Source organism: Pseudomonas sp. SJZ077 (genome assembly GCF_007993905.1).
In the GTDB taxonomy this organism is placed as follows: domain Bacteria; phylum Pseudomonadota; class Gammaproteobacteria; order Pseudomonadales; family Pseudomonadaceae; genus Aquipseudomonas; species Aquipseudomonas mandelii.
Map to the genome: position 1 here is coordinate 83522 of NZ_VIUJ01000005.1, position 26339 is coordinate 109860.

Annotated in this window: 23 protein-coding genes, 2 tRNA genes and 1 pseudogene; 7 read left to right on the forward strand and 19 right to left on the reverse strand. The window is 59.9% G+C overall.

The window, feature by feature from the left end; all coding sequences use genetic code 11:
• Positions 1-153: 153 nt before the first annotated feature.
• On the reverse strand, positions 154-480 hold the full coding sequence (locus tag FBY01_RS10270; protein ID WP_145307533.1) for a DUF3077 domain-containing protein: 327 nt from the start codon (positions 478-480) through the stop codon (positions 154-156).
• Positions 481-1002: 522 nt separating this feature from the next.
• Between FBY01_RS10270 and FBY01_RS10275 the strand changes: the two genes are divergently transcribed.
• From FBY01_RS10275 to FBY01_RS32210, 3 genes and pseudogenes are all read left to right on the forward strand, one after another.
• The gene (locus FBY01_RS10275; protein WP_145307532.1) at positions 1003-1293 is read left to right on the forward strand and encodes a type II toxin-antitoxin system Phd/YefM family antitoxin; all 291 of its coding nucleotides are present in this window, start codon (positions 1003-1005) and stop codon (positions 1291-1293) included.
• An 11-nt stretch (positions 1294-1304) separates the two neighbouring features.
• Positions 1305-1592, forward strand: coding sequence for a type II toxin-antitoxin system RelE/ParE family toxin (locus FBY01_RS10280; RefSeq protein WP_038979200.1), 288 nt, complete (start codon positions 1305-1307; stop codon positions 1590-1592).
• Positions 1593-1751: 159 nt separating this feature from the next.
• A pseudogene (locus tag FBY01_RS32210) lies at positions 1752-1873 on the forward strand (MarR family transcriptional regulator); the annotation flags it as partial.
• A gap of 97 nt (positions 1874-1970) precedes the next feature.
• Here the strand turns inward: FBY01_RS32210 and FBY01_RS10290 are convergent.
• From FBY01_RS10290 to FBY01_RS10305, 4 genes are all read right to left on the reverse strand, one after another.
• The gene (locus FBY01_RS10290) at positions 1971-3266 is read right to left on the reverse strand and encodes a virulence factor family protein (protein WP_010462677.1); all 1296 of its coding nucleotides are present in this window, start codon (positions 3264-3266) and stop codon (positions 1971-1973) included.
• Positions 3266-5908 carry a bifunctional lysylphosphatidylglycerol flippase/synthetase MprF gene (gene mprF / locus FBY01_RS10295; protein ID WP_083374899.1) on the reverse strand — a complete coding sequence of 881 codons (2643 nt, stop codon included), beginning with the start codon at positions 5906-5908 and terminating at the stop codon, positions 3266-3268. Before mprF ends, FBY01_RS10290 begins: the two co-directional genes overlap by 1 nt.
• Before the next feature lie 280 nt (positions 5909-6188).
• A tRNA-Met gene (locus tag FBY01_RS10300) sits at positions 6189-6265 on the reverse strand.
• A gap of 206 nt (positions 6266-6471) precedes the next feature.
• Positions 6472-6548, reverse strand: a tRNA-Met gene (locus FBY01_RS10305).
• A 301-nt stretch (positions 6549-6849) separates the two neighbouring features.
• On the opposite strand from FBY01_RS10305, the gene dinB reads away from it, so the two are divergent.
• Positions 6850-7911, forward strand: coding sequence for a DNA polymerase IV (dinB, locus tag FBY01_RS10310; RefSeq protein WP_010462672.1), 1062 nt, complete (start codon positions 6850-6852; stop codon positions 7909-7911).
• 83 nt (positions 7912-7994) lie between these two features.
• Here the strand turns inward: dinB and FBY01_RS10315 are convergent, their stop codons facing one another.
• The 4 genes from FBY01_RS10315 to FBY01_RS10330 all read right to left on the reverse strand — a co-directional run bounded on the left by FBY01_RS10315 (position 7995) and on the right by FBY01_RS10330 (position 12769).
• Positions 7995-8948 carry a hypothetical protein gene (locus FBY01_RS10315; RefSeq protein ID WP_010462671.1) on the reverse strand — a complete coding sequence of 318 codons (954 nt, stop codon included), beginning with the start codon at positions 8946-8948 and terminating at the stop codon, positions 7995-7997.
• 17 nt (positions 8949-8965) lie between these two features.
• Positions 8966-10681, reverse strand: a complete 1716-nt coding sequence (locus FBY01_RS10320; protein ID WP_145307530.1) for a proline--tRNA ligase — start codon at positions 10679-10681, stop codon at positions 8966-8968.
• 130 nt (positions 10682-10811) lie between these two features.
• A complete protein-coding gene (locus FBY01_RS10325; RefSeq protein WP_010462667.1) occupies positions 10812-12371 on the reverse strand; it encodes an AmpG family muropeptide MFS transporter in 1560 nt (519 codons plus the stop codon).
• Positions 12372-12415: 44 nt separating this feature from the next.
• Entirely contained in the window at positions 12416-12769 is a 354-nt protein-coding gene (locus FBY01_RS10330) for an MGMT family protein (RefSeq protein ID WP_077750279.1), read from the reverse strand.
• Positions 12770-12932: 163 nt separating this feature from the next.
• On the opposite strand from FBY01_RS10330, the gene FBY01_RS10335 reads away from it, so the two are divergent.
• The gene (locus tag FBY01_RS10335; protein WP_042932327.1) at positions 12933-13940 is read left to right on the forward strand and encodes a DUF481 domain-containing protein; all 1008 of its coding nucleotides are present in this window, start codon (positions 12933-12935) and stop codon (positions 13938-13940) included.
• Positions 13941-14049: 109 nt separating this feature from the next.
• Here FBY01_RS10335 and FBY01_RS10340 read toward each other — a convergent pair whose 3' ends face one another.
• On the reverse strand, positions 14050-14259 hold the full coding sequence (locus FBY01_RS10340) for a cold-shock protein (RefSeq protein WP_002554837.1): 210 nt from the start codon (positions 14257-14259) through the stop codon (positions 14050-14052).
• Between the two features lie 354 nt (positions 14260-14613).
• Here FBY01_RS10340 and dcd point away from each other — a divergent pair, with 354 nt between their 5' ends.
• On the forward strand, positions 14614-15180 hold the full coding sequence (dcd, locus tag FBY01_RS10345) for a dCTP deaminase (RefSeq protein ID WP_010462661.1): 567 nt from the start codon (positions 14614-14616) through the stop codon (positions 15178-15180).
• A gap of 106 nt (positions 15181-15286) precedes the next feature.
• On the forward strand, positions 15287-15496 hold the full coding sequence (locus FBY01_RS10350; RefSeq protein ID WP_010462659.1) for a hypothetical protein: 210 nt from the start codon (positions 15287-15289) through the stop codon (positions 15494-15496).
• Between the two features lie 112 nt (positions 15497-15608).
• Here FBY01_RS10350 and pdeM read toward each other — a convergent pair whose 3' ends face one another.
• The 9 genes from pdeM to FBY01_RS10395 all read right to left on the reverse strand — a co-directional run bounded on the left by pdeM (position 15609) and on the right by FBY01_RS10395 (position 26189).
• Entirely contained in the window at positions 15609-16268 is a 660-nt protein-coding gene (gene pdeM / locus FBY01_RS10355) for a ligase-associated DNA damage response endonuclease PdeM (protein ID WP_145307528.1), read from the reverse strand.
• Positions 16268-18754: a ligase-associated DNA damage response DEXH box helicase gene (locus FBY01_RS10360; RefSeq protein WP_145307526.1), complete on the reverse strand. Its 2487-nt coding sequence runs from the start codon at positions 18752-18754 to the stop codon at positions 16268-16270. The genes pdeM and FBY01_RS10360 overlap by 1 nt, the downstream gene beginning before the upstream one ends.
• A 196-nt stretch (positions 18755-18950) precedes the next feature.
• The gene (locus tag FBY01_RS10365) at positions 18951-19715 is read right to left on the reverse strand and encodes an ABC transporter ATP-binding protein (RefSeq protein WP_010462652.1); all 765 of its coding nucleotides are present in this window, start codon (positions 19713-19715) and stop codon (positions 18951-18953) included.
• 13 nt (positions 19716-19728) lie between these two features.
• Positions 19729-20847, reverse strand: a complete 1119-nt coding sequence (locus FBY01_RS10370) for a succinylglutamate desuccinylase/aspartoacylase family protein (protein ID WP_145307524.1) — start codon at positions 20845-20847, stop codon at positions 19729-19731.
• Between the two features lie 29 nt (positions 20848-20876).
• Positions 20877-21587, reverse strand: a complete 711-nt coding sequence (locus FBY01_RS10375) for an ABC transporter permease (RefSeq protein WP_077750283.1) — start codon at positions 21585-21587, stop codon at positions 20877-20879.
• Positions 21584-22312, reverse strand: a complete 729-nt coding sequence (locus FBY01_RS10380) for an ABC transporter permease (RefSeq protein WP_145307522.1) — start codon at positions 22310-22312, stop codon at positions 21584-21586. The genes FBY01_RS10375 and FBY01_RS10380 overlap by 4 nt, the downstream gene beginning before the upstream one ends.
• Before the next feature lie 56 nt (positions 22313-22368).
• A complete protein-coding gene (locus FBY01_RS10385; RefSeq protein ID WP_010462646.1) occupies positions 22369-23151 on the reverse strand; it encodes a transporter substrate-binding domain-containing protein in 783 nt (260 codons plus the stop codon).
• A 318-nt stretch (positions 23152-23469) separates the two neighbouring features.
• The gene (locus FBY01_RS10390) at positions 23470-25158 is read right to left on the reverse strand and encodes an ATP-dependent DNA ligase (protein WP_145307520.1); all 1689 of its coding nucleotides are present in this window, start codon (positions 25156-25158) and stop codon (positions 23470-23472) included.
• Positions 25155-26189: a ligase-associated DNA damage response exonuclease gene (locus FBY01_RS10395; RefSeq protein ID WP_145307518.1), complete on the reverse strand. Its 1035-nt coding sequence runs from the start codon at positions 26187-26189 to the stop codon at positions 25155-25157. Before FBY01_RS10395 ends, FBY01_RS10390 begins: the two co-directional genes overlap by 4 nt.
• Positions 26190-26339 lie beyond the last annotated feature (150 nt).

The following is a 26339-nucleotide window of genomic DNA, read 5'->3' on the forward strand; positions in this document are numbered from 1 at the left end:
CTGGAATCTCGCCCTGAAGGCCAAGAAGGTCCCTTGTGGGAGCGAGCCTGCTCGCGAAAGCGGTGTATCAGCCAACCTTGATAGTGGCTGACACGACGCCTTCGCGAGCAGGCTCGCTCCCACAAGGGGCGGCGGTGTTCCATGCCTGTGCGCTTACTGGCACTCAGGCAGCCCTTCTTCTGATTCGGTCTTCGTCCGGGCCGGTCGCGGCGTCAGCACCTTCACAACATCATCAATCACGGCTTTGCCCATCGCCGTCAGATAGTGAGCGGCCCAGGCGTGGCGGTCGGTGTCTCTTGCGTAGGCAGCATCCTCGGCGAATGATTTGCCGAGGAACAGCAGGTCAGAGGCTTGTGACAAGGCATCAACGATGGGGACGCCGGCGCGGACGTTGAATAGCGCCTGATCCGGGCAGTAGATGAGTGGGGTGTAGCCTATGGTTTTTAATTCTGAGATCGCGGAAGCATCAATTTTAGTCATGTCTATTTCCTAAGCTGAGGAGCTGCCACGTTCGTTTCCAAGCGAATGGGTGGCAGCTGTGCGCAGGTTGGAAAACCGGGAGCCTAGGAAACCGGCACGTCCGAAGACGTCCCACGCACAACCGCCATGACACTAGATTGCAGCCGTAAAGGCCTGCGGTCATGTTGGGCACGTTGTTGCTATACGCTCGTCGGGTTTCCAAGCCCGATCGCTGAATGGTCAGCGACGTCCGGAGAGTATCCCGTCGAAGAAAAACGCAACAAGGCGGCAAAGTGCCCAAACACGAGATTCGGAGTTTGCCTACAAGGTGTGCGGGCGTCTTCCGATATTGCGACACGTTCAGTAAACGACAGCTAAACACTGAGAGAGCGCTTATACGTTAATTAGCTCATTTTTTTGTCGGCACGAATCACGCGGGTGGATAGATTCGCGTTTTTTGCAGCTTGCTGTATGTCGAATTCAACGCAATACTCTGCGTAGAACTGTGTGTTCAAATTTGCATGAATGTGTAGAGAGGTGAGTATGACGGCATTACTGGAGCGTGCTGACCAAGCGATTTCGGTGACTGCGATGGTCAGGGGGTTTAGTGCGAGGCTAAAGGAGATTTCCAGCCGAGCCACCGAGCGGCTGGTCATTTTCAAAGATAATCAACCCGCAGCGGTCATTATCAACGTCGATGCGTATCAGGAAATGCTCGACGAGCTTGAGGACCTTCGAATTGAAGCGGCGGCTCGAGAGCGACTGATTGGTTTTGATCAGGCCAAGGCGGTCAGCCATGACGATATGCGGGCGCGGTACGCCAAGAAAGACTAAAGGAGCTGTGGATGGTTTGGGGCGTTATCTATCATCCGGAGGTTCAGAAGGATCTGGATCTGCTGGGAGCTGTGGCGGCGAACCGCATTCTTGATGTTATCGAAGAGCGGATTATCAACGGTGAGCCGGACAAGAGCGGCAAACCCCTAAGAGCCAGCCTCGCGGGCTGCAGACGGATTCGCACAGGCGATACGCGGATTGTCTATCGCGTCGATGGTAAGGCCATTCAAGTGTTGATTGTCGCAGTCGGGGCCCGACGTGACGAAGAGGTCTACGACGCAGCAGAGCGTCGCCTATAAGTTGTAAGCCCCCGTTGCCGTGAAGGTAGCGGGGCTTTTTTCTTTCAGACAGTTCTTCTTCAGATTGGCCTTTGTCCGAGCTGGTCGCGAGGTCAGGACCTGTCGAAAGGTCTTGACGGCTCGATATTTTCAAAGAAAAAAGTGTCCACGTTTTATGGAATGTGGACACTTGGAGTTTCTGGCTTGATGAAGAGTCAAGACGTTTTGCTTTTGTTTAAGTTCGCCAGCCTGCACGCCCAAGAAGAAAAACGATTTGGGAAATGGAGTCTGAGTCGAATTCGACCTAAAGTCCGGCTAGCTAGAAGCGCTTCATGTCGCATGTAAAAAAGCCCCCGCAACCAAACGGCTGCGGGGGCTTTTTCGTGGTCGAGCCTCAGATCACTCCTGAGCCGTCTCACCCTTGGCCTGGCGCTTCTCGATGATGTCCACCAAACGCTTTGCCAGCGCCGGGTAGTTCTCGTCGAAGTGGTGGCCGCCCGGTAGCTTCATCGCTTCGCCCACGGCGGTCTTGTCGGTGCAGCCGCTTTCGTCGACTTCTTCTTCACCGTAGATGCACACCACTTTTTCCGGTGGCAGCTTGGCCATTTCCGGGCCGGTGGCGGCTTCTTTGCCGGCGTTGCCGAGCCAGCCTTCGACTTCGATTTCGAAGCTGCCGGTGCGGGCGAAGGCGAGCAGGATGATGGCGTCGACGCGTTGCTGTTCTGCGGGTTCCAGGCGGTTGTAGATCGCTGGCAGGACATCGGCGCCGAACGAGTAGCCGGTCAGGATGAAGCGCTTGGTGCCCCATTTCTGCCGGTAGTGTTGCATCAGCTCGGCCAGGTCCAGAGCGCTTTGCTCCGGGCTCTTGTGCTGCCAGTAGTAGCGCAGAGTGTCGATACCGACCACCGGGTAGCCGATCTTGGCCATCTCGCCCGCGACGTCGCGGTCCAGGTCACGCCAGCCGCCGTCACCGGACAGGAACAGGGTCACGGTGTCCTTGGCTTGGCCGGCCGGGACTTCGACCACGGGGATTTGCAGGCCGCCAGCGGCTTTGTCGCCGCCGACCAGGAGTTTACGCAGTTCGTTGTTCAGCACTTGCGGCAGGTTGATGTCGTAGTCGCTGATGCTGGTTTCGGCGTTGGCTTGATCGCGCACGAAGCCGGCGCTGGTGTCGTCCGGGTTGTCGTTCCAGGCCACCAGCCAGTGACCGTGAGCGGCACTTTTTGGCAGCAAGTGGGTGCAGCCGGGTTTTTCCAGTGCAAGGTCGACGGAGACAGCCTGGGCCTTGTCGTCCTTCTGCTCGGACAACCAGCGCCACGCCAGCACCGCGCCAGGGCCGATACCGCTGACCAGGGTCGCCGGGCCTTTGAGTTCTCGCAGGCCTGATTGCAGGGCACGACTTTGCAGCAGGCAGTCCTTGGGCAGGATCACCTGAACAATCTGCGCCGAGCCGGTGCGGCTCAGGGTCATCAACTGTTTGTCGCTGAGTTTCTGGTCTTCATTGACCGCCACCAGCACCTGGGCGCGTGGCGTGTTGCCGGGAATGACGCGCGTCATCGCCGTGCCATCAGCCGGCTTCAGCTGTTCGAGGGTCGGTTCGGGGGCCGGGCGCTTCAGGTACCAGTAACCGCCACCGATAATCAGGGCCAACACGACCAGTGTGCCCAGTACGTACCGCAAGGAGCGTTGAATCATCAGCGTTTCACCAATCCAGTCAAGCCGCCCGCAATCAGGGCAGCAGTATCGGCCAGGGCAACCAGCGGATCGAGTCCGGCGGGCACGGCCATATAACGGGGTTCCCAGTCAGGCTGGAATTTGTCTTTGAAGCGGCGCAAGCCTTGGAAGTTGTAGAGCTGCTCACCACGGCGGAAAACCATCGAGCCCAGGCGCTGGGTCAGCGGTGCGCCACGCCGGGGTTGCAACCCCGACAGCGGCACCATGCCCAGGCTGAAACGCGCGTATCCATGATTTTTATAATGTTGAATCAGGCCGACCATCATGAACTCCATGGTCAGCTTGGGCGCGTCCGGGTGCGCGCGCATCAGGTCGAGGCTGGCCAGGTCATGGCCGTAAGTCTCGAGCAGGTTGGCAAATGCCACCGGGCGCCCTTCGAAACGAATCACCGCGACGCGGAAATGCTTGATGTAATCGTCACTGAAACGCCCGAGCGAGAAGCCTTTCTCGCGCACGTTCTTGCCGGTCAGCCAGGCATCGGAAATCACCTTGAGCTCATCCATCGGCGCATGGCCCGGCTCAAAGATCTCCAGCGACAACCCATCGCGAGTGCCGCGATTCCAGGTGTAACGCAGGTCCTTCATCTCTTTGCCCTTGGCTTCGAGATCAAAACGTTTCAGGTCGACCCGGGCTTCTTCGCCGAGCTTGATCGCGGTCAGGCCGATGTCCATGTAGTACGGCAGGTTTTCGGCGCGCACTTGATAGAACACGGGGCGGGCGTGGTGGACGTCGCAGAGGTCGCGGAACTGCCAGATCATTTCCGCCCGTTGCTGGCTCGGGCCGATCGGGTCGTACAAGGCCACCAGGCTGCGGCCACGGCGGGCGTACATCAGGAACGCCTCGTCGTTGGGATGAAACAGCAGCGCCTTGTCACCGGTCAGGGCGAGGCCGCCGTCCGGTTGGGACGAGGCCATCAGGATCTTTATGGCGCGATCCAGCTCGTCAGGCGTCGGCAAGTGAATCACCGGGCGCGCGGTGCGCAGCAACCAGGTCAGCGACACGACCACCAGCAGGACGGCGGCCCCCAACAATGAGCGCAAGCCACGCGGAGCGTCGGCGTCGAGGGTGAATTGCCACCAGAGTTGATGGCTGTACGGGACGTCCTGGTACGCAAACAGCAGCAACCAGATCGAGGCGCCGAGCACGCACAGGCTGGAGACCAGATAGAGCGGCGAGAACGGCAATTCAGTCAGGCGACTCGGGCGGTAGAACGAGCGGCGAAATACACCCAGCAGGCTCGCCGTCAGGGTCATCAGGCAAGCTTCTTCCCAGTCAAAGCCTTTGAGCAGGGAGAGCAGGGCGCCGACCAGCAATAGAATGGTGGTCAACATCCAGGCGGCGGACAGTCGACGACGCAGGCCTTGAGCCAGCAGCAGGCACAGCACGCCGACCAGACTGGCACCGAAGTGCGAGGCGTCGACCAGGCGGTGCGGGATCAGAAAGCCGATGTGTTCCAGCCGGGTGTCGATTTCCGGGGTGACGCCGGAGAACAGCAGCACCACGCCGGACAGGAACACCAGCACCGCCAGGATCGGCGCCGCCAGACCGGAAGCGGCCCGCAGGGACTGGCGCGACTGAAACAGACGCTGGCCTTCGTTGATCAACAGGAGCACACACGCCACCAGCAGCGGCAGCACGACGTAGATCAGGCGATAGAGCAGCAGCGCAGCGGCCAGTGGTGCGGCGCCGAGTGTGTCGGCGAAGGCGGCCAACAGAATGGCTTCAAATACGCCGACCCCGCCGGGCACATGGCTGAGCACACCGGCGGCCAGGGCTAGCAGGTACACCAGCAGGAACGCACCGAAGGGCGGCGCTTCCGGCAGCAACAAGTAGAGCACGGTCGCGGCGGCGGCCACGTCCAGTGCGGTGATGATCAGTTGCAGGAAAGTCAGGCGGCGACCGGGGAGGCGTAAGGTGCGGCGTCCGACCTTGACCAGCAGGTTATCCGGGGAAGGTTGTTCCGGCAGGCGACGGCGGTAGATGCCGATGGCCAATACGCCGAACAGCAGCAAAACCGCCGCGGCAACGCCCCCCAGCAAACCTTCGGACAATCCCAGGGCCGCCGAAGCAGCAGGCAGGTTGCTGAGGGTCGCCAGGGCGGCCAGTGGTGGCAGCGCGCAGCCGAGCGAGAGGCTGGCGAATAACGTCATGTGAGCGACATCTGACGCCCCCAGACCGTGCCGTGCATATAGACGGTAGCGGACCGAGCCCCCCGAGAGCATCGAAAGACCGATAGCGTTGCCGATGGCAAATGCCGTGAAGCCCCCCAGCGCAAGAATTCGCGGCGCCAGCGTCACGCCCGCGTAGCGACTGGCGGACCATTCATACCCCAGCAGAATGATGAAGCCGACCACGGTCGCCGCCAATGCGCCCAGCAGTGCCGGTTTAGGGACTTCAAGAATCGAGTCGTGCAAAGCGTACAGATCGAGTTCGCTCAGCAGATGACGACAGGCAATCAGCGCGATAGCGAACAACAGCAGCGTCACCGCCAGGCCGATGGGCTGGCGATATTTGCTGGCCAGATCCAGCAAGCGCAGGCGCTCGGCCTTGATCGGTTGGGTCGCTGTGACGGTGTCTTGTGGATCAGACGAGTTGGCGCGCATCAATCACCTCTTGGATTGTGCGCGACAGGATGGGGGTATCCAGCCAAGTTACCAATCCCTGTAGAAAAAAATAATCACAAATATTAACGCCTCTCACCGGTTGACGGCGATGGCATGTCATTGGGCGTCGGGGGGGATCTGTCTGCGAATCAGCATAGTCTGAACTCATCGCATTGGAGATCCCGAACGCTTCGCTACACAGTGACAGGTCATTGTTGCGAAAGGACTTTTTCAACAGATACAAAAAAGGCCACTCTTTCGAGTAGCCTTTTTTGATGTTTGGTTGCGGGAGCCGGATTTGAACCGACGACCTTCGGGTTATGAGCCCGACGAGCTACCAGACTGCTCCATCCCGCGTCTGTGTGGCGGCATTCTATAGAGATACGCCTGTGTGTCAACCGTTAATCTGCAACCGGGTCAAATAAGCGTAAAAAAGCGGCGAACGGTCGCGGAGCAGACTTAAGTTTCGGAATCAGAACGATTTCTCGCATCTGTTCATGAAGAGGGCACAAAACAGGCGCGCACAAAAAAGGCCACTCTTTCGAGTAGCCTTTTTTGATGTTTGGTTGCGGGAGCCGGATTTGAACCGACGACCTTCGGGTTATGAGCCCGACGAGCTACCAGACTGCTCCATCCCGCGTCTGTGTGTCGGCATTCTACAGAGGATCGCTGGGCTGTCAACCTTCAATCCAGATAAAACCTGTTCTGGTTCAATCGCTTAGCGGCAAGGAAGGGCTGGGCGATCGTCTGCGAGGCAGGCATGGCAAGGCTTTCAGCTCTATCGAGTGAAGCTTTTCGATTGAGAAAATAAATTCATCGGTTACTTTTCCTACCAGTGGGGAAGAAGATTCAGACTACTGGTGCTATATACAGGTGTCAGTGAGATACTGCCGATCCGGCACGCCATGACTCCATTTCTTCACCATGAACACCGCTTTTATATGAGCCAGCGAAAAATCATCCACGTCGATTGCGACTGCTTCTACGCTGCCATCGAGATGCGTGACGACCCGCGCCTGGCGGGTAAACCGCTGGCGGTGGGTGGTTCGGCGGACCGGCGCGGGGTGATCGCCACTTGCAACTATGAGGCGCGGGCCTACGGCGTGCGCTCGGCCATGTCTTCCGGGCAAGCCCTGAAGCTGTGTCCGGACCTGACCATCGTCAAGCCGCGCATGGACGCCTATAGAGAAGCGTCGAAGGAAATTCATACGATCTTTCGCGATTACACCGACCTGATCGAGCCGCTTTCCCTCGACGAGGCTTACCTCGACGTGTCGGACTGTGCGCATTTCGGTGGCAGCGCCACGCGCATCGCCCAGGACATTCGCCGCCGAGTCTCCAATCAGTTGCACATCACGGTCTCGGCTGGCGTGGCGCCGAACAAGTTTCTGGCCAAGATCGCCAGTGACTGGAAGAAGCCCAACGGTTTGTTTGTGATCACGCCTGATCAGGTTGAAGACTTTGTCAGTGGTTTGCCCGTCAGCAAGCTGCATGGCGTTGGCAAAGTGACCGCCGACAAGCTGGGCAGGCTCGGCATTGTCGATTGCTCGCATTTGCGCGAGTGGGGCAAGTTGGCGCTGGTGCGTGAATTCGGCAGCTTCGGCGAGCGACTCTGGAGCCTGGCCCGGGGGATCGATGACCGTCAGGTGCACAACGACAGCCGCCGGCAATCGATCAGTGTTGAAAACACCTATGACGTGGACCTGCCGGATCTGGTCAGTTGCCTGGATAAGTTGCCCGAGCTGCTGGAAACCCTGGCGGGCCGCATGGCGCGGATCGACAGCAGCTATCGGCCGGGCAAGCCGTTCGTCAAAGTGAAGTTCCATGACTTTACCCAGACGACGCTGGAACAAGCCGGGGCAGGGCGGGATTTGGGCAGTTATCAGTTGTTGCTGACCCAGGCGTTCAATCGCGGCGGGAAACCGGTGCGGTTGTTGGGGATTGGCGTGCGGCTGGAGGATTTGCGGGGCGGGTTTGAGCAGATGGAGTTGTTTGAGCGGTAGTTTTACGGTGAATGTGAGGGCCTCTTCGCGGGCAAGCCTCGCTCCTACAGGTATCGCATCTTGTAGGGGCGAAGCTTTTGCTTTTAATTCGGTCCAGGATCCGCCACCAGTCGCCCGGCATCCTTGGTCAATGACTTGAGGAATTCGGTCTGCAACTCTGGATCGTTGCGGGTCAGTTCGATCAGGCTTTGTTCCAGCTCGCTGGCTTCTTCTTCAAGACCCAGTTCCGACAAGCGCTTGACCCGGTGTACCCACTGGCTCACTTCGTCGTCTTCGAGGTCGTCATAAATCAGGCCATGGGCTTCGAGCAGTTTGCCGCGCAATGAACTGCTGACTGCCAGGGACGAATCGCTGTGTACATCGTCCTGGCCGTCTTCGACGCTGATCAGCAGTCGGCTCAGATGATTGATGTCATGTTCGGCGAATGGGCTGTCCAGCAGGTTCAGGCGCAGAACACCGTTTTTGTCGGTGCTCAGATCAAACGTTTCCTTGCCGGCTTTCACCACCACCGGGCGCTCGCTCCAGGGCAGGCTCGAGTATTCGGTGCGCTTGTCGAGCTGGATCTCATCGATCCCGGCCAGGTTTTGTTGCGCCCGACCGTTGGACTGCACGTTCATGAGCGGGTTGAGCCCGGCAAAACCGTAGCTCAGCCAATCCTTGGTCACGCTGTCCGGCAGACTGCCGAGGGTGAATACGTTGACCACATTCGCCCCGACACCGCCCACCACCGCGACCGCGCCCAGCGGGATCTCGTAGACCTCCCGCCAGGGTTGGTAAGGCGTGTAGCGATCATAGTGACGCGTGACTTCGAATTCGGTGACTTCGAACGTTTTCTGCTCGTGGATTTTCACCCGACGTTGCGGCAACTCAAGCACCTTGGGCTCGCCGACATCGATCTGCAGGCTGTGATCGAGCAATTTGCGCTCGACACGCTCCTCGTGCTCGCTGCGTTGCGACATGTGATTGGCACAGCCGCTGACCAGCAGGGTGACGCACAGGGCGGCACCACCGAGGCCTAAGGTGTTTCGCTTGAACATGACTTCTCTATCTGGTGTCAGCGGCGGATACGGGCCTGGAGGAAAGACAGCACGTCAGCAACCGGCAGCGCTTGCGCTTCAGGTTCGGTACGGCTCTTGTATTCCAGATTGCCTTCGGCGAGGCCGCGGTCACTGACCACGATCCGGTGAGGAATGCCGATCAGCTCCATGTCCGCGAACTTGATGCCCGGGCTGGTTTTCTTGTCGCGATCGTCCAGCAGCACTTCGAAGCCGGCTGCAGTCAGTTCTGCATACAGCTTGTCGGTGGCTTCACGAACCTGTTCGGTTTCGTAGCGCAATGGCACCAAAGCGACCTGGAATGGAGCCAGTGTGTCGCTCCAGATGATCCCGTTGGCGTCGTTGTTCTGCTCGATGGCCGCAGCCACCACGCGGGAAACGCCGATGCCGTAGCAACCCATTTCCAGGGTAACCGGCTTGCCGTTCTCGCCCAGCACTTCGCACTTCATCGCCTTGCTGTACTTGTTGCCCAGCTGGAAGATGTGCCCGACTTCGATGCCGCGCTTGATTTCCAGGGTGCCCTTGCCATCCGGGCTTGGGTCGCCGGCGACAACGTTACGCAGGTCGGCAACGGTCGGAACCGGCAGATCACGCTCCCAGTTCACGCCGAAGTAGTGCTTGTCGTCGATGTTGGCACCGATGCCGAAGTCGCTCATCAGCTCGACGGAACGGTCGATGATGATCGGCAATGGCAGGTTCAACGGGCCGAGGGAACCGGCGCCGGCGCCAATGGCGTCGCGCAATTCGCTTTCGGAAGCCATGACCAGCGGGCTGGCAACGCCTGGCTGGTTGCCGGCCTTGATTTCGTTCAGCTCGTGGTCGCCACGGATGATCAGGGCAATCAGCTTGCCTTGCTCTTCAGCGTGAACCACGAGGGTCTTGATGGTCTTTTCAATCGGCAGGTTGAAGCCTTCGACCAGTTGCGCAATGGTCTTGGCGTTCGGCGTGTCGACCAGGCGCAGTTCTTCAGCCGGTGCGGCGCGGGAGGTTTCACGCGGCACGGCTTCGGCTTTCTCGATGTTCGCGGCGTAGTCGGAACCGTTGCTGAAGACGATATCGTCTTCGCCGGACTCGGCCAGTACATGGAACTCGTGGGAGCCGGCGCCGCCGATGGAGCCGTTGTCGGCTTCTACAGGGCGGAACTTCAGGCCCAGACGGGTAAACACGTTGCAGTACGCCTGGTGCATGCGGTCGTAGGTGATCTGCAGTGAAGGCTGATCAGCGTGGAACGAATAGGCGTCCTTCATGATGAACTCGCGGCCGCGCATCAAGCCGAAGCGTGGACGGATTTCGTCGCGGAATTTGGTCTGGATCTGATACAGGTTGATCGGCAGCTGCTTGTAGCTGCTCAATTCGTTGCGCATCAGGTCGGTGATCACTTCTTCGTGGGTCGGGCCGGCGCAGAAGTCGCGACCGTGGCGATCTTTGAAGCGCAGCAATTCAGGGCCGTATTCCTCCCAGCGACCGGATTCCTGCCACAGCTCAGCCGGTTGGGTGCTCGGCATCAACACTTCGAGAGAGCCTGCGGCGTTCATTTCTTCACGAACGATGGCTTCGACCTTGCGCATCACTCGCAAGCCCATCGGCAGCCAGGTGTAGAGGCCCGAGGCGAGTTTGCGGATCATGCCGGCGCGCAGCATCAGCTGATGGCTGATGACGACCGCGTCGGAAGGCGTTTCTTTCTGTGTGGCGAGCAAAAATTGACTGGTGCGCATGGTTGGCCGTTGTCGGTTGCTGATGACGAGAAATGACGGAGCATTGTACGGGCGAGATCCGCTGGCGTACAGGCGTGCGGTCGGCGGTGTGGCACGAGGGCGGGAATCGTCGCGCCCTCTGCGAAATGTCCTACGATTCTTCCGCGACCTGGGTCGGCACCGGTTCGGGTGTCGGCGTCGGACCTGCGCGACGACTCTCCTGGTACCAGTGCAGGGCGATCAACAGCAGGGTCGGAACACCCAGCAGCGCCGTGATCAGGAAGAAGTTGTGGTAACCGAATTTCTCTACCATGACCCCTGAATAACCGCCGATCAAGCGTGGCAGCAGGAGCATGATCGAGCTGAGCAGGGCGTACTGGGTGGCCGAGAATTTCAGGTTTGTCAGGCTCGACAGGTACGCGACGAACGCTGACGTCGCCAGGCCCGAGCTGAAGTTGTCCAGAGAAATGGTCAGGATCAGCATGTTCAGGTTGGCGCCCATGTCGGCGAGCATCAGGAACAGCAGGTTGGTGCCGGCCGATGTAATGCCGCCGATGAGCAGGATCGGCAGGATGCCGAAACGCACGATCAGCAGGCCGCCCATGCCGGCGCCGACCAGGGTCATGATCAGGCCGAAGATTTTGCTGACACTGGCGATCTGGTCCTTGGTGAAGCCCTGGTCGATGTAGAACACGTTGGCCATCACGCCCATGACCGTATCGGACATGCGGTAGGTGGCGATCAGCCCGAGCAGCAGGAACGCTTGCCAGCGGTAACGCAGAATAAAGTCGTTGATCGGCGTCAGCACCGGTGCCAGGCCGCGACGGCCCATGGCCGACAGGCACATAAACGTGAGCGTGGTGTAGAGGATGGCCCGCAGGAAGGCGCGGTCTTCGAGCAGCAGGTCGAGCGGGCTCGCGCCTTCGAACAGCACGCTGGCGAAGTCGGTGTTGTAGAGCTGGGTAAACATGGCCGGCACGGACACCAGCAGCACGATCAGCACGAACACCGACATCAGTTGGTGCATAAAGCTGTAGCGGCCGGCTTGAAGTTGGGTGCGCAGGGGCACAGGCGGTTCGCGCATGAACAGCGTCGTCAGCAGCGCCGGGACCATCAGGGCGCCAAACAACACGTAGGTGCCGGCCCAGGCCGAATGCTGGTAATTGAAACCCGTGGAGCCAAAGCCTTCTGCGAAAAACAGCGCTCCGGCCGTCGCCAGCAGCGCGGCGATCCGATAGCCGGACATGTAGCTGGCAGCGAGCGCTGCCTGGCGAGTGTCGTCGGCGATTTCCAGGCGATAGGCGTCAACCGCAATGTCTTGCGTCGCCGAGGCGAAGGCGACGACCACGGCGATGGCGATCAGCCAGGACAAGTGCTTTTGCGGGTCGCAGAAACCCATCCCGATCAGACCGAGGATCACCAGTGCCTGGGAGAGCACCAGCCAGGAACGTCGTCGACCGAGTTTGCCGAGAAAGGGCAGGCGCCATTGGTCGAGCAGCGGGGACCAGACCCATTTAAAGGCATAGGCCAAGCCGATCAGACTTGCATAACCGATGGTTTCGCGGGCCACACCGGCCTCACGCAGCCAAACGGAGAGCGTCGAAAACACCAGCATGTAGGGCAGGCCGGCGGCGAAACCAAGCAACAACAACACAAGCGTCGAGGGGCTGGCATAGGCGGCGAGCGCGGCGCGCCAGGTTTTACGGGGCATGGGCTGGAGTCTGCCTCAAGAGTTACGGAAACAAAGCGCGCACTCTAACCGCTGTGCTCTACCGGGCGCCAGCCATGGCGCTGAATATCAACACGATTGTTCAGGATACTGACGCCTTCGGAGCGCAATCGCGCGCGCTGCTCATCCCCTGAAGGGCTGCCTACGGGCAGGCTGATCCGACCGCCGGCACCCAGTACGCGGTGCCATGGCAGCTTGGTGTCGCCGGGCAGCTGGCTCAATGTGCGTCCCACCCAGCGCGCGGCTCGGCCCAGTCCGGCCAGTTCGGCGAGTTGACCATAGCTGACCACTTTGCCCTCGGGCACCTGCGCGAGGGTCAAGTAGAGCGCCGTGCGTCGGATTTGCGCTGCACTTTCGGTTTCAGTGGTTGGGTCGGTCACGTCCGTGGTTCCTGAAAAAATTCGCCTTACCGTCCGTAGAGTAAGTCCTCGATGCGCAATTGAGAAATGAACTCAATAGAAATAGTCGGGTCAGTCCTTGCTAGGGTCTTATTCCCAGGGATAATGCCGACTTTTTTTCGCAAACTTGAGCCTGTATTTGCTTATGGTATCCAGAACCCTGCTGTGCCTTGCTGTCATGAGTGCCTCCACGCCGTTGCTCGCTGATACCGTCTGGTTGAAGAACGGTGACAAACTGAGCGGCAAGATCACGCTGTTCGATGGCGGTAAATTGCTGATACAGACCGAATATGCCGGTGCGGTTCCGATCGATTGGAAGCAGGTCAAGACCCTGGAAAGTGATCAGGAGTTGCTGGTCAAGCAAGATGCCTACACCGGCGAGAAGGCCAAGTCGCTGCATGCAGCGGACGACGGCAAGGTGACGCTGGAAAACGGCGAAGCGCCGAAGACGGTCGAGCTGGCGAGTATCCAGCAGATTCTCAAGCCCAAGCCAGTGGTTGAAGATCTGGTGTGGAAAGGCAATGTCGACGCGGCGCTGGATTACCAGCGGGCGGAAAAAGACACCGATGACTACGACATCGACTTCAAGACCACGGCGCGCCATGGCAAATGGCGGCACACGGCGGAAGGCGAGTACAACCGCGAATTCCAGGATGACGTGGTCACTACCGACAACTGGCGGGGCGAATACTCGCTCGACCGTTTCCTGACCGAGAAGTGGTTCTGGCAAGGCCGCGCGGTCTATAAGCGCGACAAGGTAGAAGACCTCTCCCGTCAGCGCACTGTCGGTACCGGTCCTGGTTACCAGTTCTGGGATAACGAACTCGGCGCATTCTCCCTGGGCTCGCTGGTCAACCGCACGGACTATGAGTTCTCCGACGGCAGCAAGGAAAACTTCTATTCCCTGGCGATGAAGTGGGACTACAACCGTTACCTGATCGGCAAGAAGGTGGAGTTCTTCACCAATGGCGAAGTGGGCAAGCCGTTGTCGGGGGTAGCGGATTACGCGCTCGATGCCGAAATGGGCTTGCGCTATAAGGTCACCGAGTGGGCTTCGCTTAACCTCAAGGCCGAGCGAGACATCATCAGCGGTACCGACGATGCTGATCTGGACAAGACGCGTTACACCGCAGGGTTTGGTGTGGCCTGGTAAGACGCAAAAAATCGCAGCCGTGGGCTGCGATTTTTTTTGCCTGCAAAACACACAGGCACAAAAAAGCCCCGCTTTTGAGGGCGGGGCCTTTTACTAAAGCAAGTACAAGTTAGATAACTTGAACTTCTTCAGCTTGCATGCCTTTCTGACCGCGGGTAGCGATGAAAGAAACCTGTTGGCCTTCTTTCAGGCTTTTGAAGCCGTCGGATTGGATAGCTTTGAAGTGAACGAACAGGTCGTCACCGGATTGTGGAGTGATGAAGCCGAAGCCTTTTTCATCGTTGAACCACTTAACGGTACCAGTTTGGCGATTAGACATGGTGTAACTCCTTGAACAAAGATAACTGCGACGCAGGAAGAACCCTGGCCGAGACTGAGTGCAAAGAGCAGGAAAAATTCTTGTAGATGGTTGGATCGAAATTCAACATATCGTGTAGAGATTCTCAGTGACACAAGCAGCACAGTGGCGCCACCTTAACCCTTTTTCCGGAACGTGCCAATGCTTCCGGTGAAGGTTTCTCTGATTTCATGACTGACGGTCCGCCAATTTACGGCGAATGCCCAGATATCACAGGGGATCGGCGAGAATTATGCCCCGGACTTTGAACCCGGAGCGCGCGCCCGGTAAGATGCCGGACAGAATTTTTCCACCTCGCTATTCAGGACACCCGCCATGAGCATCAAATCGGACAAGTGGATTCGCCGCATGGCGCAGGAACACGGCATGATCGAGCCGTTCGTCGAACGCCAGGTGCGCGGCAGCGACGATAACCGTGTGATCTCCTACGGCGTGTCGAGTTACGGCTACGACGTTCGTTGCACTAGTCATTTCAAGGTGTTCACCAACATTAATTCGGCCATTGTCGACCCGAAAAATTTCGATGCCGGCAGCTTCGTCGACATCCATAGCGACGTCTGCATCATCCCGCCGAACTCTTTCGCCTTGGCCAGCACCGTCGAATACTTCCGTATTCCGCGCAACGTATTGACCATCTGCCTGGGCAAAAGCACCTACGCCCGCTGCGGCATCATCGTCAACGTCACCCCGCTTGAGCCTGAGTGGGAGGGGCACGTGACCCTGGAATTCTCGAACACAACCAACCTGCCTGCGAAAATCTATGCCAACGAAGGCGTGGCGCAGATGCTGTTCCTTGAATCCGACGAAGAGTGCGAAGTGTCCTATAAGGACCGTGGCGGCAAGTATCAGGGCCAACGCGGCGTCACCTTGCCACGCACCTGATCCATTCATCTGGCAGGTCGCGGGAATTCTTGAGCGGGTAGACACTCTATTGGGTGTACTGCCCGGTTCGCGTACAGCGGACGGGGCCATCGCTCAGGAGTGCTTTATGAAGATCGATCCGCGAATAAGTGCCGAACTGGCAAGGCTTGAGCCCAATCAGATTGGCGTCCTGGCCTGGTCCTTGTTGGCACATCCAGCCATCAGCATGGCAGGGGGCATCCCCGGCCAGCCTGATCCTGATACCCCGAACGAACAGCCTACCGAGCCCGGTGAGCCTACCCTGCCGGATGAGCCACCTCCCGCGCCCGTAGCCTGATTGCTATTACCTGCAGGGGCGAAGCTTGCTTTGGACGGAGTTCCGACGAAGGCGGTGTGTCAGACAACATCATCCTTACCTGACACACCGCCTTCGCGAGCAAGCTTCGCTCCTACGCGCTGACTGGCCATATTTCGTTGTCGCCGATGACAAAGATCCTGCAGCTGTCGTCCCGTTCTATCTGATAGCCGCCGGTAAACGCGCCGAAGGCCGGGAGCAGGCTGATGTCCTCGCCCAATCTGAAACACGCCAGGCGCAAACGTTGCCGACCTTTGCCGTTCAGCCGATAAACCGGATGCACATGCCCGGCGAGTACATGCCGGTGCGGATGCGGATCGGGCTCATGCTGCAAGGCGAACGGTCCGAGCACCAACGGTTCGGGCACTACGCGTATGTTTAACGAAGCCGGCGGGTCCCCGGCGCGTTTGTCGTGGTTGCCACGGATCAGCGTCATTGGCAGATCCGAGTGCCGCGCTCGCCACTCAGTCAGTGCGCTTAACGTGCCGCAAGCATGGGAGCCGGGCCCGTGCAGAAAATCCCCAAGGAAAATCAGCTGACGGCAGGGTAGGGCGGCCAACATCCCGTCCAGCAGCGCGACATTGCTGGCGGTGGTGCCATGGGGCACCGGCTGGCCAAGGCTGCGATACGCCGCCGCTTTGCCAAAATGCACATCAGCGATCAGCAGGGCTTGTTGCGCCGGCCAGTAAATGGCTTTTTCCGGCAGCAGCCACAGTTCTTCACCGGCCAGGCGCACGGGATAGGGCGTACTCATCAGGTTTTCCCGGTTTCGGCGGTTTTCTCAAGGTCGGTGACCATGCGACGGATACGGTCCGCGAGTTTTTCCGAGCTCATGCTTTCCCGCATGCGTTCAACCAACAGGGGAAACCCCAGCGGCGTAGGACGTTTGATCTGATGCAGGTCCAGTTTCAGGCGATTGATACGCGCCAACGTCTGTTCCAGACGATGAATATCCAGTTCTTCCCGTAGGACTTCTTCCCCGGCCTGCGCCAGCAATAGATTCCCCGCGTCGTACTGCTTGAACACCTCGAAGAACAGTCCGCTGGAGGCTTGAACCTGCCGTGTGCTTTTCGGTGCGCCGGGGTAGCCGGCAAACACCAGTCCGGCAATTCGGGCGATTTCCCGAAAGCGGCGAAGCGCGAGTTCGCCGGCATTCAAGCTCGCGAGGACATCGTTCAACAAGTGCTCGGCGCTCAACAGGCCTGGGTTCAACACCTGCGACCAATCCACAGAGGTGGCGCTGAGTAACTCCAGCCCGTAATCATTGACCGCGATGGAAAACGTCACCGCCTGCTGCTGGCTGACCCGCCACGCCAGCAAACTCGCCAGGCCCAGATGCACCTGACGCCCGGCAAAGGGGTACAGGAACAGGTGCCAGCCTTCGCGGGATTTCAGTGCTTCGGCCAGCAACGAGTTCGAGGTCGGCAACCCGGACCAGCGTCGCTGCACCTCCAGCAGCGGCCGCAGAGCCCGCATCTCCGGGCCGATGAACTCGCCTTGCTCCGCTGCACTGAAACGCGCGACCACCGCCTGCGCCAGTTCGTTGGAAAGGGGCATCCGCCCGCCATTCCAGCGCGGCACCGCGGCTTTTTTCGCGGTGCTGCGTTTGACATAAGCGGTCATGTTTTCCACCCGCACCAACTCCAGCAAGCGCCCCGCGAACAGGAAACCGTCGCCCGGCTTCAGTCGCGCAATAAAACCTTCCTCGACACTGCCCAACTGCTTGCCGCCGCCGCCCTTGCTCCAGAACTTCAGCTGAATGCTCGCATCGCTGACGATGGTGCCGATGCTCATGCGATGCCGCCGCGCCAGCCGCGCATCCGGTACACGCCAGACGCCAAACTCGTCAGGCTCGACCCGGCGATAATCCGGATAGGCTGTCAGGGAAAGCCCGCCATGGCGTACAAACGCCAGCGCCCAGGTCCAATCCGCCGCCGTCAGGTCTCGATAAGCCCAGGTTCTACGAACTTCTTCATACAATTCGCCAGGAGCAAACCCACCGCCCAGCGCCATGCTGACCAGGTGTTGAACCAGCACATCCAGCGGTTTGTGCGGCGACTCTCGGGGCTCGATGCTGCGTTGCGCGACGGCATCTTGAGCCGCCGCCGCTTCGATCAGTTCCAGGCTGTGGGTCGGCACCAACGTCACCCGTGACACACGCCCCGGCGCATGACCGGAACGCCCGGCCCGCTGCATCAGGCGCGCCACACCTTTGGCCGAGCCGATTTGCAGCACCCGTTCCACCGGCAGGAAATCCACCCCCAGGTCCAGGCTTGAGGTACAGACCACTGCTTTGAGCTGGCCTTCCTTCAGCGCTCGCTCGACCCAGTCGCGGGTGTCTCGCGACAGTGAGCTGTGGTGCAAGGCGATCAGCCCGGCCCAATCGGGGCGCGCCTCCAGCAACGCCTGATACCAGATCTCGGATTGCGCGCGAGTGTTGGTGAACACCAGGCTGCTGGGGCTGGAGTCTATTTCGGCGACGACTTGCGGCAACATCTTCAAGCCAATGTGGCCGGCCCAGGGAAATCGCTCGATGGCCGGCGGTAGCAACGTGTCGACCCGCAGTTCCTTGGACGTCTGGCCTTGAACGCTGATGCCACCACCTTGTGGGATCAACACCTGTTCGGCGTGGGCCTGATTACCCAGCGTCGCGGAAACGCCCCACACGATCAGGTCCGTACTCCATCGACGCAAACGGGCGAGGGCCAGTTGCAGCTGCACGCCGCGTTTGTTGCCGAGCAGTTCGTGCCATTCGTCGACCACCACCATGCGCAAGGTCGATAGCGCTGCTTGCGCATCGGCACGGGCGAGCATCAGCGTCAGGCTTTCAGGGGTGGTGATCAGCGTGGTGGGCAGGCGTCGGCTCTGCCGCGCACGTTCGCTGCTGCTCGTGTCGCCGGTGCGCAGGCCGACACTCCAGGGGATCTGCAGGTCGTGCAGCGGTGCTTCAAGGGCGCGAGCGGTGTCGGCGGCCAAGGCGCGCATGGGGGTTATCCACAGCACCGTCAGCGGTTCGGCCAGCGGTTTTCGTTTGCGAGGTTTTTCAACAGGGGCAATGGACTTGGCGTAGCGATTGAGCGCGGCAAACCAGACTGCATAGGTTTTACCGGCACCCGTGCTGGCATGCAGTAATCCGGACTCACCGCGCTTGACGGCCGTCCACACTTGCTTCTGAAAGGCGAATGGCTTCCAGTTGCGGGCGCTGAACCATTGTGATGCGTAGTCGGTGGACGATCCCATGCCGGCGGTGTGCGCTCTGAAAGTCTTCTTTCAGTGACCGCGGCGTGGGTGAACAAGTTTAATCGCAGTACTGCTGATCGGAATCTGAACCCAGTAGGAGCGAAGCTGGCTCGCGAAGGCGGAGTGTCAGGCAACGATGATGTCGGCTGATACTCCGCCTTGGCGAGCCAGCTTCGCTCCTACAGGCTTTGCAGTGTTACTTGAGGTTGCCGCTCAGGAACTGCTGCAACCGCTCGCTCTTCGGGTTGCCCAGCACGTCTTCCGGCGCGCCTTCTTCCTCGACCAGGCCCTGATGCAGAAACAGCACCTGGCTCGACACCTTGCGGGCGAAGCTCATTTCGTGAGTCACCATGATCATGGTCCGGCCTTCTTCGGCCAGGCCTTGAATCACCCGCAGCACTTCACCCACCAGCTCAGGGTCGAGCGCCGAGGTCGGTTCATCGAACAGCATGACTTCCGGTTCCATGGCCAATGCCCGCGCAATCGCCACGCGTTGCTGCTGGCCACCGGAAAGAAACGCCGGGTATTGATCCGCCACGCGCGCCGCCAGCCCGACCTTGTCGAGGTAACGCCGCGCGCGGTCTTCGGCTTCCTCTTTGCTGCAACCCAGCACCCGGCGCGGGGCCATGGTGATGTTTTCCAGCACCGTCATGTGGCTCCACAAGTTGAAGTGCTGGAACACCATGGCCAGGCGGGTGCGGATTTTTTGCAGTTCATCGGGGTCAGCCACGTGCATGCCGTGGCGGTCCTTGATCATGCGGATGTTCTGGCCGTCCAGGGTCATGGCGCCGTCGTTGGGCTGTTCGAGAAAGTTGATGCAGCGCAGAAAGGTGCTTTTGCCCGAGCCGCTGGCGCCGATCAGGCTGATGACGTCGCCGGTGTTGGCCTTGAGTGAAACGCCTTTGAGCACATGATGATCGCCATAGCTTTTATGCAGGCCTTCGATGGTCAGTTTGTACATGGGGCATGCATCCTCAAGGCGAAAGTAGGTAGCCGCTGCGATAGGCCTCGGTGCCCGCGACGTGCGCGATCACCATGCCGGCAGTGGCCATGCGCCGCAGCGAACGGGCGTACATCAGGCCGGCGGCGGTGCAATGAACGGGTGTGACGCGATCGTTGATCGGGTCGATGATTTCGGCGATCAGTTGCCCGGCTTCGAGGTATTCCCCCGGCAGTGCGGTGAACACCAGCAGACCGCCCACCGGTGTCGACACCGGCTCGACGCCGGCCAACGGGGTGGCGGGGTAAGGCAGCTCGGGCAATGGCGCCGCTTCGCCGGCAATGGCGCCGAAGTGAATCAGGTAGTCGATCAGCGCCTGGCAGTCGAGACTGGCCAGAGGATGATTGACGTCGCCCTGGCCGCGCAACTCGACGGTGACCGAGAAACTGCCCAGCGGGATGTTGAACTGTTCGCCGAAGCGTTCTTTCAACTGCCACCAGAGCAGGGTGAAACATTCATCGAACGACTGACCGCCGGAATCGGTGGCCAGCAGGCTCGCTTCGGCGCCGATGTAACGGGCCAGCGGCTCGACCTGCGGCCAGGCTTCGGGTGTGGTGTAAAGGTGGGCGACTGCTTCGAAATCGCAATGCAGGTCCAGCACCATGTCCGCATCGCAGGCCAGCCGTTGCAGGGTCAGGCGTTGGGATTGCAGCTGAGTACTGGCGGTTTGCCGAGCGAGGGCGTTGCGCAGGCTTTCGCGGATCAACTCGAGGTTGCGCTGCGGCTCATCGCCAAGCTGGCCTTCGATTTCGTTGCCCACCGCTTCGCTCAAGTCGACGAACCAGCGATTGAAGTTCTGCCCGCTTTCCAGCTCGTAGCGGCCCAGCGGCACATCCATCAGCACCTGTTCCAGGCCGACCGGGTTCGCCACCGGCACCAGCACGATTTCGCTGCGCAGGCGGCCGGCGGCTTCAAGTTCCGCCAGGCGCCGCTTGAGGTGCCAGGCCACCAGCATGCCGGGCATTTCATCGGCATGCAGGGACGACTGGATGTAGATCTTGCCTTTGGCCGACGTTGGGCCGAAGTGGAAACTGTGAATCTGTCGAGCGGTCCCCGGCAGCGGGGCCAGCAAGTCATGTATCTGGTGGCGCATGTTTGTCTCTTTATTCCTGAAAGCGGGTCCTAGTGGGTCGGCCCGAGGAACGCCAGCCATCGGCGTTCGGCGAGGCGGAACAGGCCGACCAGCGCGAAGGTAACGGTCAGGTAGATCAGCGCAGCGATGCCGAACGACTGGAAGGTGAGGAAGGTCGCCGAGTTGGCGTCCCGCGCGACTTTCAGGATGTCCGGGATGGTCGCGGTGAACGCCACGGTGGTCGAGTGCAGCATCAGAATCACTTCGTTGCTGTAATAAGGCAACGAGCGACGCAGGGCCGACGGCATGATCACGTAGGCATACAGCTTCCAGCCTGTCAGGCCGTAGGCCTTGGCCGCTTCGACTTCACCGTGGGCCATGCTGCGGATCGCCCCGGCGAAAATCTCCGTGGTGTAGGCGCAGGTGTTCAGGGCGAACGCCAGGATCGTGCAGTTCATCGCATCGCGAAAGAACGCATCCAGCACCGGTTGGGCGCGCACGGCGGCCAGGCTGTAGATGCCGGTGTAGCAAATCAGCAACTGGATATACAGCGGTGTGCCGCGGAACAGGTAGGTGTAGAACTGCACCGGCCAGCGAATGTAGAAGTGCGGCGAGACCCGGGCGATGGACAGCGGGATCGACACCAGGAAACCGATGACGATCGAGGCGGTCAGCAGCCACAGAGTCATGGCCAGGCCCGTGATGTTGTAGCCGTCGGTATAAAGGAAGGGTTTCCAGTATTCCTGCAAGAGTTCGATCATCGTACGGCCTCCCGGGAACCGGCGGCGTAGCGGCGTTCGAGCCAGCGCAGGACGAAGTTGGAAGCGCTTGTGATGAGCAGGTAAATCAGCGCGGCAAGCACCAGGAAGTAAAACAGTTGATAGGTGCTCTTACCGGCGTCCTGCGCTGCTTTGACCAAATCGGCGAGGCCGATGATCGACACCAGCGCGGTGGCCTTGAGCATCACCATCCAGTTGTTGCCGATACCCGGCAGGGCAAAGCGCATCATCTGCGGGAACACCACGATTCGAAAGCGCTGGCCACGTTTGAGGCCATACGCGGTAGCCGCTTCGACCTGGCCCCGAGGCACGGCGAGAATCGCCCCGCGGAAGGTTTCGGTGAAATACGCGCCATAGATGAAGCCCAGGGTGATGACCCCGGCGCTGAACGGGTTGATCTCGATGTATTCCCATTCCATGAAATCGGTAAACGACGTCAGCCAGGTTTGCAGGCTGTAGAAAATCAGCAGCATCAGCACCAGGTCCGGCACGCCGCGAATCAGCGTGGTGTAGATCTGGGCCGCTACCCGCACCAGTTTGACTTTTGACAGTTTGGCGGTGGCGCCGAGCAGGCCGAGCAATACGGCCAAAAGCAGCGACAATGCCGATAATTTGATGGTCATCCAGGTGCCTTCCATCAGCAACGGACCGAAGCCCTTGAGGCTGAAGGCTGAGAGCCCCAGGTTTTGTAATAGGTTTTCGAACATAAATCAGCAACCTGATCGGGTGAAAAAAGCGCCCATCGCAAGATGGGCGCCGGGCATTATTTGCCGCTGTACAGATTCAGATCGCCAAAGTGTTTCTTCTGAATGGTGGCGTAGGTGCCATCGTCGTGTAACGCTTTGATACCTTTATTCAAAAGCTCTTTGAGGTCTTTGTTACCTTTAGAGATACCGATAGCTGTTTTGGCCGGCAGCAATTCGCTGTCAACCGGCTTGCTGACTTCGTAGCCTTCGCCCTTTGGCGACTTCAAGAAGCCCAGTTCGGCTTGCAGCATGTCCTGGATCGCAGCGTCGAGACGACCCGACATCAGGTCGGAATACACCTGATCCTGGTTCTGATAGGCCTGGGTCTTCACGCCGGCCTTGTCCAGCACGGCCTTGGCGTACGCTTCCTGGATGGTGCCTTGCTCGTAACCGACAGTCTTGCCTTTCAGAGAAGCGACGTCTTCGCTCAGGCCGGAACCCTTCTTGAATACATAGGCGGTTGGGCCGGAGAAGAGTTCGTTGGAGAAGTCGATGACTTTTTCGCGGGCCGGGGTGACGGTCATCGAAGAGATCACACCGTCGAATTTATTGGCCTTGAGGCCCGGAATCATGCCGTCGAAATCGCTTTCGACCCATTTGCACTTGACCTTCAGCTCGGCGCAGATCGCGTTCCCCAGATCGATGTCAAAGCCCACCAGGCTGCCGTCGGCCGCTTTCGATTCGAACGGAGCATAGGAAGGGTCAACGCCAAAACGCAGTTCTTTGTATTCCTTTGCCATGGCGGAGCCAGCAGCCATGCACAACGCCAGTGCAGAAAGGGTCAGCAATGCTTTTTTCATTATTCAATCCCTAAGAACCAATATGAGCGCTTGTGGCGCAGAATTATTGTTACTGGAAAGCGTAAGACCCATTGAAAGTAGCAATTTCCGAACCAGAGTCCCGAACAAGCGTTTTAAAAGGTGATACAAGAAATGGCAATAGGGGATTTGTGCACGGAATCGGGCATCGGAAAATAGCCGCACCAAATCAGGTCGTGGAGACGCGAGTCCTGTGGCGAGGGAGCTTACTCCCGCTGGAGCGCGAAGCGGTCCCGCTGTAGAAAATTTGCGACGGCTTCGCAGCCGAACGGGAGCAAGTTCCCTCGCCACAAAGTTCTTTCAGCCCAACAAATCTTGCAGCGTTGCGAGGTTGTCGGCTTCTTCCACTGACTTGTCCTGCCGCCACCTCAACATCCGCGGAAACCGCACGGCAATCCCGCTCTTGTGGCGTTTCGACAGGGCAATACCCTCGAACCCCAGCTCAAACACCAGGCTCGGTTTCACACTGCTCACCGGCCCGAACTTCTCCACCGTGGTTTTGCGCACGATGCTGTCGACCTGGCGCATTTCCTCGTCGGTCAGCCCTGAATAGGCTTTGGCGAAAGGCACCAGGGTGCGTTCGCTGGCGTCCGGCGGGCCATCCCAGACTGCGAAGGTGTAATCACTGTAGAGATTCGCCCGGCGACCATGGCCGCGCTGCGCATAAATCAGCACCGCATCGACGCTGAAGGGGTCGACTTTCCATTTCCACCAGACACCCATGTCCTTGGTCCGGCCGACGCCATACAGCGCATCCCGGGCCTTGAGCATCATGCCCTCGACACCGAGGCTGCGGGAGGCCTCACGTTGTCTGGCGAGGTCGAACCAGTCTTCGCCGGTCAGCACCGGGGAGGGAAGTAATACCGGGTTGTTGCAGGTGGCGATCAGTTGATCCAGCTGATCGCGGCGCCTGGCCTGAGGCTGGCTGCGCCAGTCCTCGCCTTGCCATTCCAGCAAATCGTAGGCGAGGACCACCACCGGCACTTCTTCGAGAATTTTCCTGTCCAGGGTTTTGCGGCCGATCCGCTGTTGCAACAGTGCGAAGGGCAGCACCGCCGGAGCGGACGGCGATTGTGGATTGAAGGCATCGTCAGTGTTGGGGCGAGGGGCCTTCCAGGCGACGATTTCACCGTCGATCACTGTACCGTCAGGCAGTCCGTGCAACAGGCTGTCGAGTTCGGGGAAACGCTCGGTTACCAGTTCTTCGCCGCGTGACCAGACCCACAGGCGCCCGTCACGCTTGATCACTTGGGCGCGGATGCCGTCCCACTTCCATTCCACTTGCCACTGGCTGGCCGGGCCGAGCACGGCTTCGAATTGCTCGACCGGTTGTGACAGGGCATGGGCCAGGAAAAACGGGTAAGGCTGACCACCTCGCTGGGCATGTTCGTCGGGCGATTCGGCCGCGATCAATTTCAGGTAACTGACGGCGTTCGGGCGATTGGACAGGTCGGTGTACCCGACCAGCCGCTGGGCCACGCGTTTGCTGTCGAGTCCGGCCATGGCTGCCAGGGCTCGCGTCACCAGCAGTTTGGAGACGCCGACGCGGAAACTGCCGGTAATGAGTTTGATGCAAAGCATCAGGCTGTGACGGTCCAGTTGTGCCCAGAGTGCGGGCAATCGTGCGGCGAGGACTTCCGGGGATTCGCCACGCAGGGGCAGCAGCTTGTCTTCAATCCACACCGCCAGCCCGTCGGTGGAGCTGTGCAGGGTTTCAGGCAGGACCAGCGAAATGGTTTCCGCCAGATCGCCAACCGCCTGATAACTTTCTTCGAACAGCCAGGGCTCAAGGCCGGAAAACTCGACGGCCAGCTCACGCAGCACGCGCACCGGCACCAGCTGCCGAGGTCGCCCTCCGGACAAAAAGTACACCGCCCACGCCGCATCTTCGGGGGCCGCCTTGGCGAAGTAAGCCTGCATCGCGGCCAGTTTGGCATTGCTTGACGTGGTGGCGTCGAGTTCGGCATACAGCTCGGCGAAGGCCTTCATGTCGCCACCTCGGCGTGCTCGGTTTCGACGGCCGCGTTGTCTTCCTCATCGTCGCCGTATTCGGTGCTGAAACCCATGGCATCAAGGCCCTGTTCGCGCAGATGCCGCACCAGCACCGCCACCGAACCGTGGGTGACCATGACCCGTTCGGCGCCGGTTTGTTCGATGGCCCAGAGCAGGCCGGGCCAGTCGGCGTGGTCGGACAATACAAAGCCACGGTCCACGCCGCGTCTGCGCCGCGTGCCGCGTAATCGCATCCAGCCGCTGGCGAAGCCGTCGCTGTAGTCGCCAAACCGGCGCATCCAGTTGCTGGCGCCAGCCGATGGCGGGGCGATGACCAGCGCCTTGCGCATCATCGGATCGCTCTTTTGCACGTCGCCGGCGTAGATCGTCGGCGGTATATAAACGCCGCTCTCGCGGTACACCCGGTTCAGCGGGTCCACCGCGCCATGCACCAGAATGGGGCCGAGGCTGGCGTCAATGCCATGGAGAATGCGCTGGGCCTTGCCGAAGGAATAGCAGAACAGCACGCTGGTTTTGTCGGCGGCGGCATTGGCCTGCCACCACTGATTGATCTCGCCAAAGATCTGCGCCTGGGGTTGCCAGCGATAGATTGGCAGGCCGAAGGTCGACTCGGTGATGAAGGTGTGGCAGCGCACCGGCTCGAAGGGCGCGCAGGTGCCGTCGGGCTCGATCTTGTAATCCCCCGAGGCGACCCAGACTTCGCCGCCATATTCCAGGCGCACCTGGGCGGAGCCGAGGACGTGGCCGGCAGGGTGAAAACTCAGGGTGACGCCGTGGTGCTGCAAGCGCTCGCCATAGGGCAGGGTTTGCAGGCTGATGTCCTGGCCCAGTCGCGCACGCAAAATCCCTTCACCGGGCGCGGCCGCCAGGTAATGCTGGTTGCCTGTGCGGGCATGGTCGCCATGGGCGTGCGTGATGACCGAACGCTCGACCGGCCGCCACGGGTCAATATAGAAATCGCCGGCGGGGCAGTACAAACCTTCAGGGCGCGCGATAACAAGATCCATGTTGTTACCAAAATGGGGGGGGGCTTGTTAGCTATGAGGTTGGCGCGAAGCGAGAAGTTCTATCGATTTTCGCGCGCTGATCGTTCCCATGCTCTGCGTGGGAATGCAGCCCGTGACGCTCCGCGCCACTGGACGCGGAGCGTCCCTAGA

Bases quoted from the DNA above. Each gene is read 5' to 3' on its own strand.
- FBY01_RS10335 (WP_042932327.1), top strand. From the start codon at position 12,933: ATGGTATCCAGAACCCTGCTGTGCCTTGCTGTCATGAGTGCCTCCACG.
- FBY01_RS10275 (WP_145307532.1), top strand. From the start codon at position 1,003: ATGACGGCATTACTGGAGCGTGCTGACCAAGCGATTTCGGTGACTGCG.
- dcd (WP_010462661.1), top strand. From the start codon at position 14,614: ATGAGCATCAAATCGGACAAGTGGATTCGCCGCATGGCGCAGGAACAC.
- FBY01_RS10315 (WP_010462671.1), bottom strand. From the start codon at position 8,948: ATGTTCAAGCGAAACACCTTAGGCCTCGGTGGTGCCGCCCTGTGCGTC.
- FBY01_RS10270 (WP_145307533.1), bottom strand. From the start codon at position 480: ATGACTAAAATTGATGCTTCCGCGATCTCAGAATTAAAAACCATAGGC.
- FBY01_RS10390 (WP_145307520.1), bottom strand. From the start codon at position 25,158: ATGAAGGCCTTCGCCGAGCTGTATGCCGAACTCGACGCCACCACGTCA.
- pdeM (WP_145307528.1), bottom strand. From the start codon at position 16,268: ATGAGTACGCCCTATCCCGTGCGCCTGGCCGGTGAAGAACTGTGGCTG.
- FBY01_RS10325 (WP_010462667.1), bottom strand. From the start codon at position 12,371: ATGCCCCGTAAAACCTGGCGCGCCGCGCTCGCCGCCTATGCCAGCCCC.
- FBY01_RS10375 (WP_077750283.1), bottom strand. From the start codon at position 21,587: ATGATCGAACTCTTGCAGGAATACTGGAAACCCTTCCTTTATACCGAC.
- FBY01_RS10280 (WP_038979200.1), top strand. From the start codon at position 1,305: ATGGTTTGGGGCGTTATCTATCATCCGGAGGTTCAGAAGGATCTGGAT.
- FBY01_RS10350 (WP_010462659.1), top strand. From the start codon at position 15,287: ATGAAGATCGATCCGCGAATAAGTGCCGAACTGGCAAGGCTTGAGCCC.
- mprF (WP_083374899.1), bottom strand. From the start codon at position 5,908: ATGCGCGCCAACTCGTCTGATCCACAAGACACCGTCACAGCGACCCAA.
- dinB (WP_010462672.1), top strand. From the start codon at position 6,850: ATGAGCCAGCGAAAAATCATCCACGTCGATTGCGACTGCTTCTACGCT.
- FBY01_RS10340 (WP_002554837.1), bottom strand. From the start codon at position 14,259: ATGTCTAATCGCCAAACTGGTACCGTTAAGTGGTTCAACGATGAAAAA.
- FBY01_RS10370 (WP_145307524.1), bottom strand. From the start codon at position 20,847: ATGCGCCACCAGATACATGACTTGCTGGCCCCGCTGCCGGGGACCGCT.
- FBY01_RS10320 (WP_145307530.1), bottom strand. From the start codon at position 10,681: ATGCGCACCAGTCAATTTTTGCTCGCCACACAGAAAGAAACGCCTTCC.
- FBY01_RS10360 (WP_145307526.1), bottom strand. From the start codon at position 18,754: ATGGGATCGTCCACCGACTACGCATCACAATGGTTCAGCGCCCGCAAC.
- FBY01_RS10385 (WP_010462646.1), bottom strand. From the start codon at position 23,151: ATGAAAAAAGCATTGCTGACCCTTTCTGCACTGGCGTTGTGCATGGCT.
- FBY01_RS10290 (WP_010462677.1), bottom strand. From the start codon at position 3,266: ATGATTCAACGCTCCTTGCGGTACGTACTGGGCACACTGGTCGTGTTG.
- FBY01_RS10365 (WP_010462652.1), bottom strand. From the start codon at position 19,715: ATGTACAAACTGACCATCGAAGGCCTGCATAAAAGCTATGGCGATCAT.
- FBY01_RS10395 (WP_145307518.1), bottom strand. From the start codon at position 26,189: ATGGATCTTGTTATCGCGCGCCCTGAAGGTTTGTACTGCCCCGCCGGC.
- FBY01_RS10380 (WP_145307522.1), bottom strand. From the start codon at position 22,312: ATGTTCGAAAACCTATTACAAAACCTGGGGCTCTCAGCCTTCAGCCTC.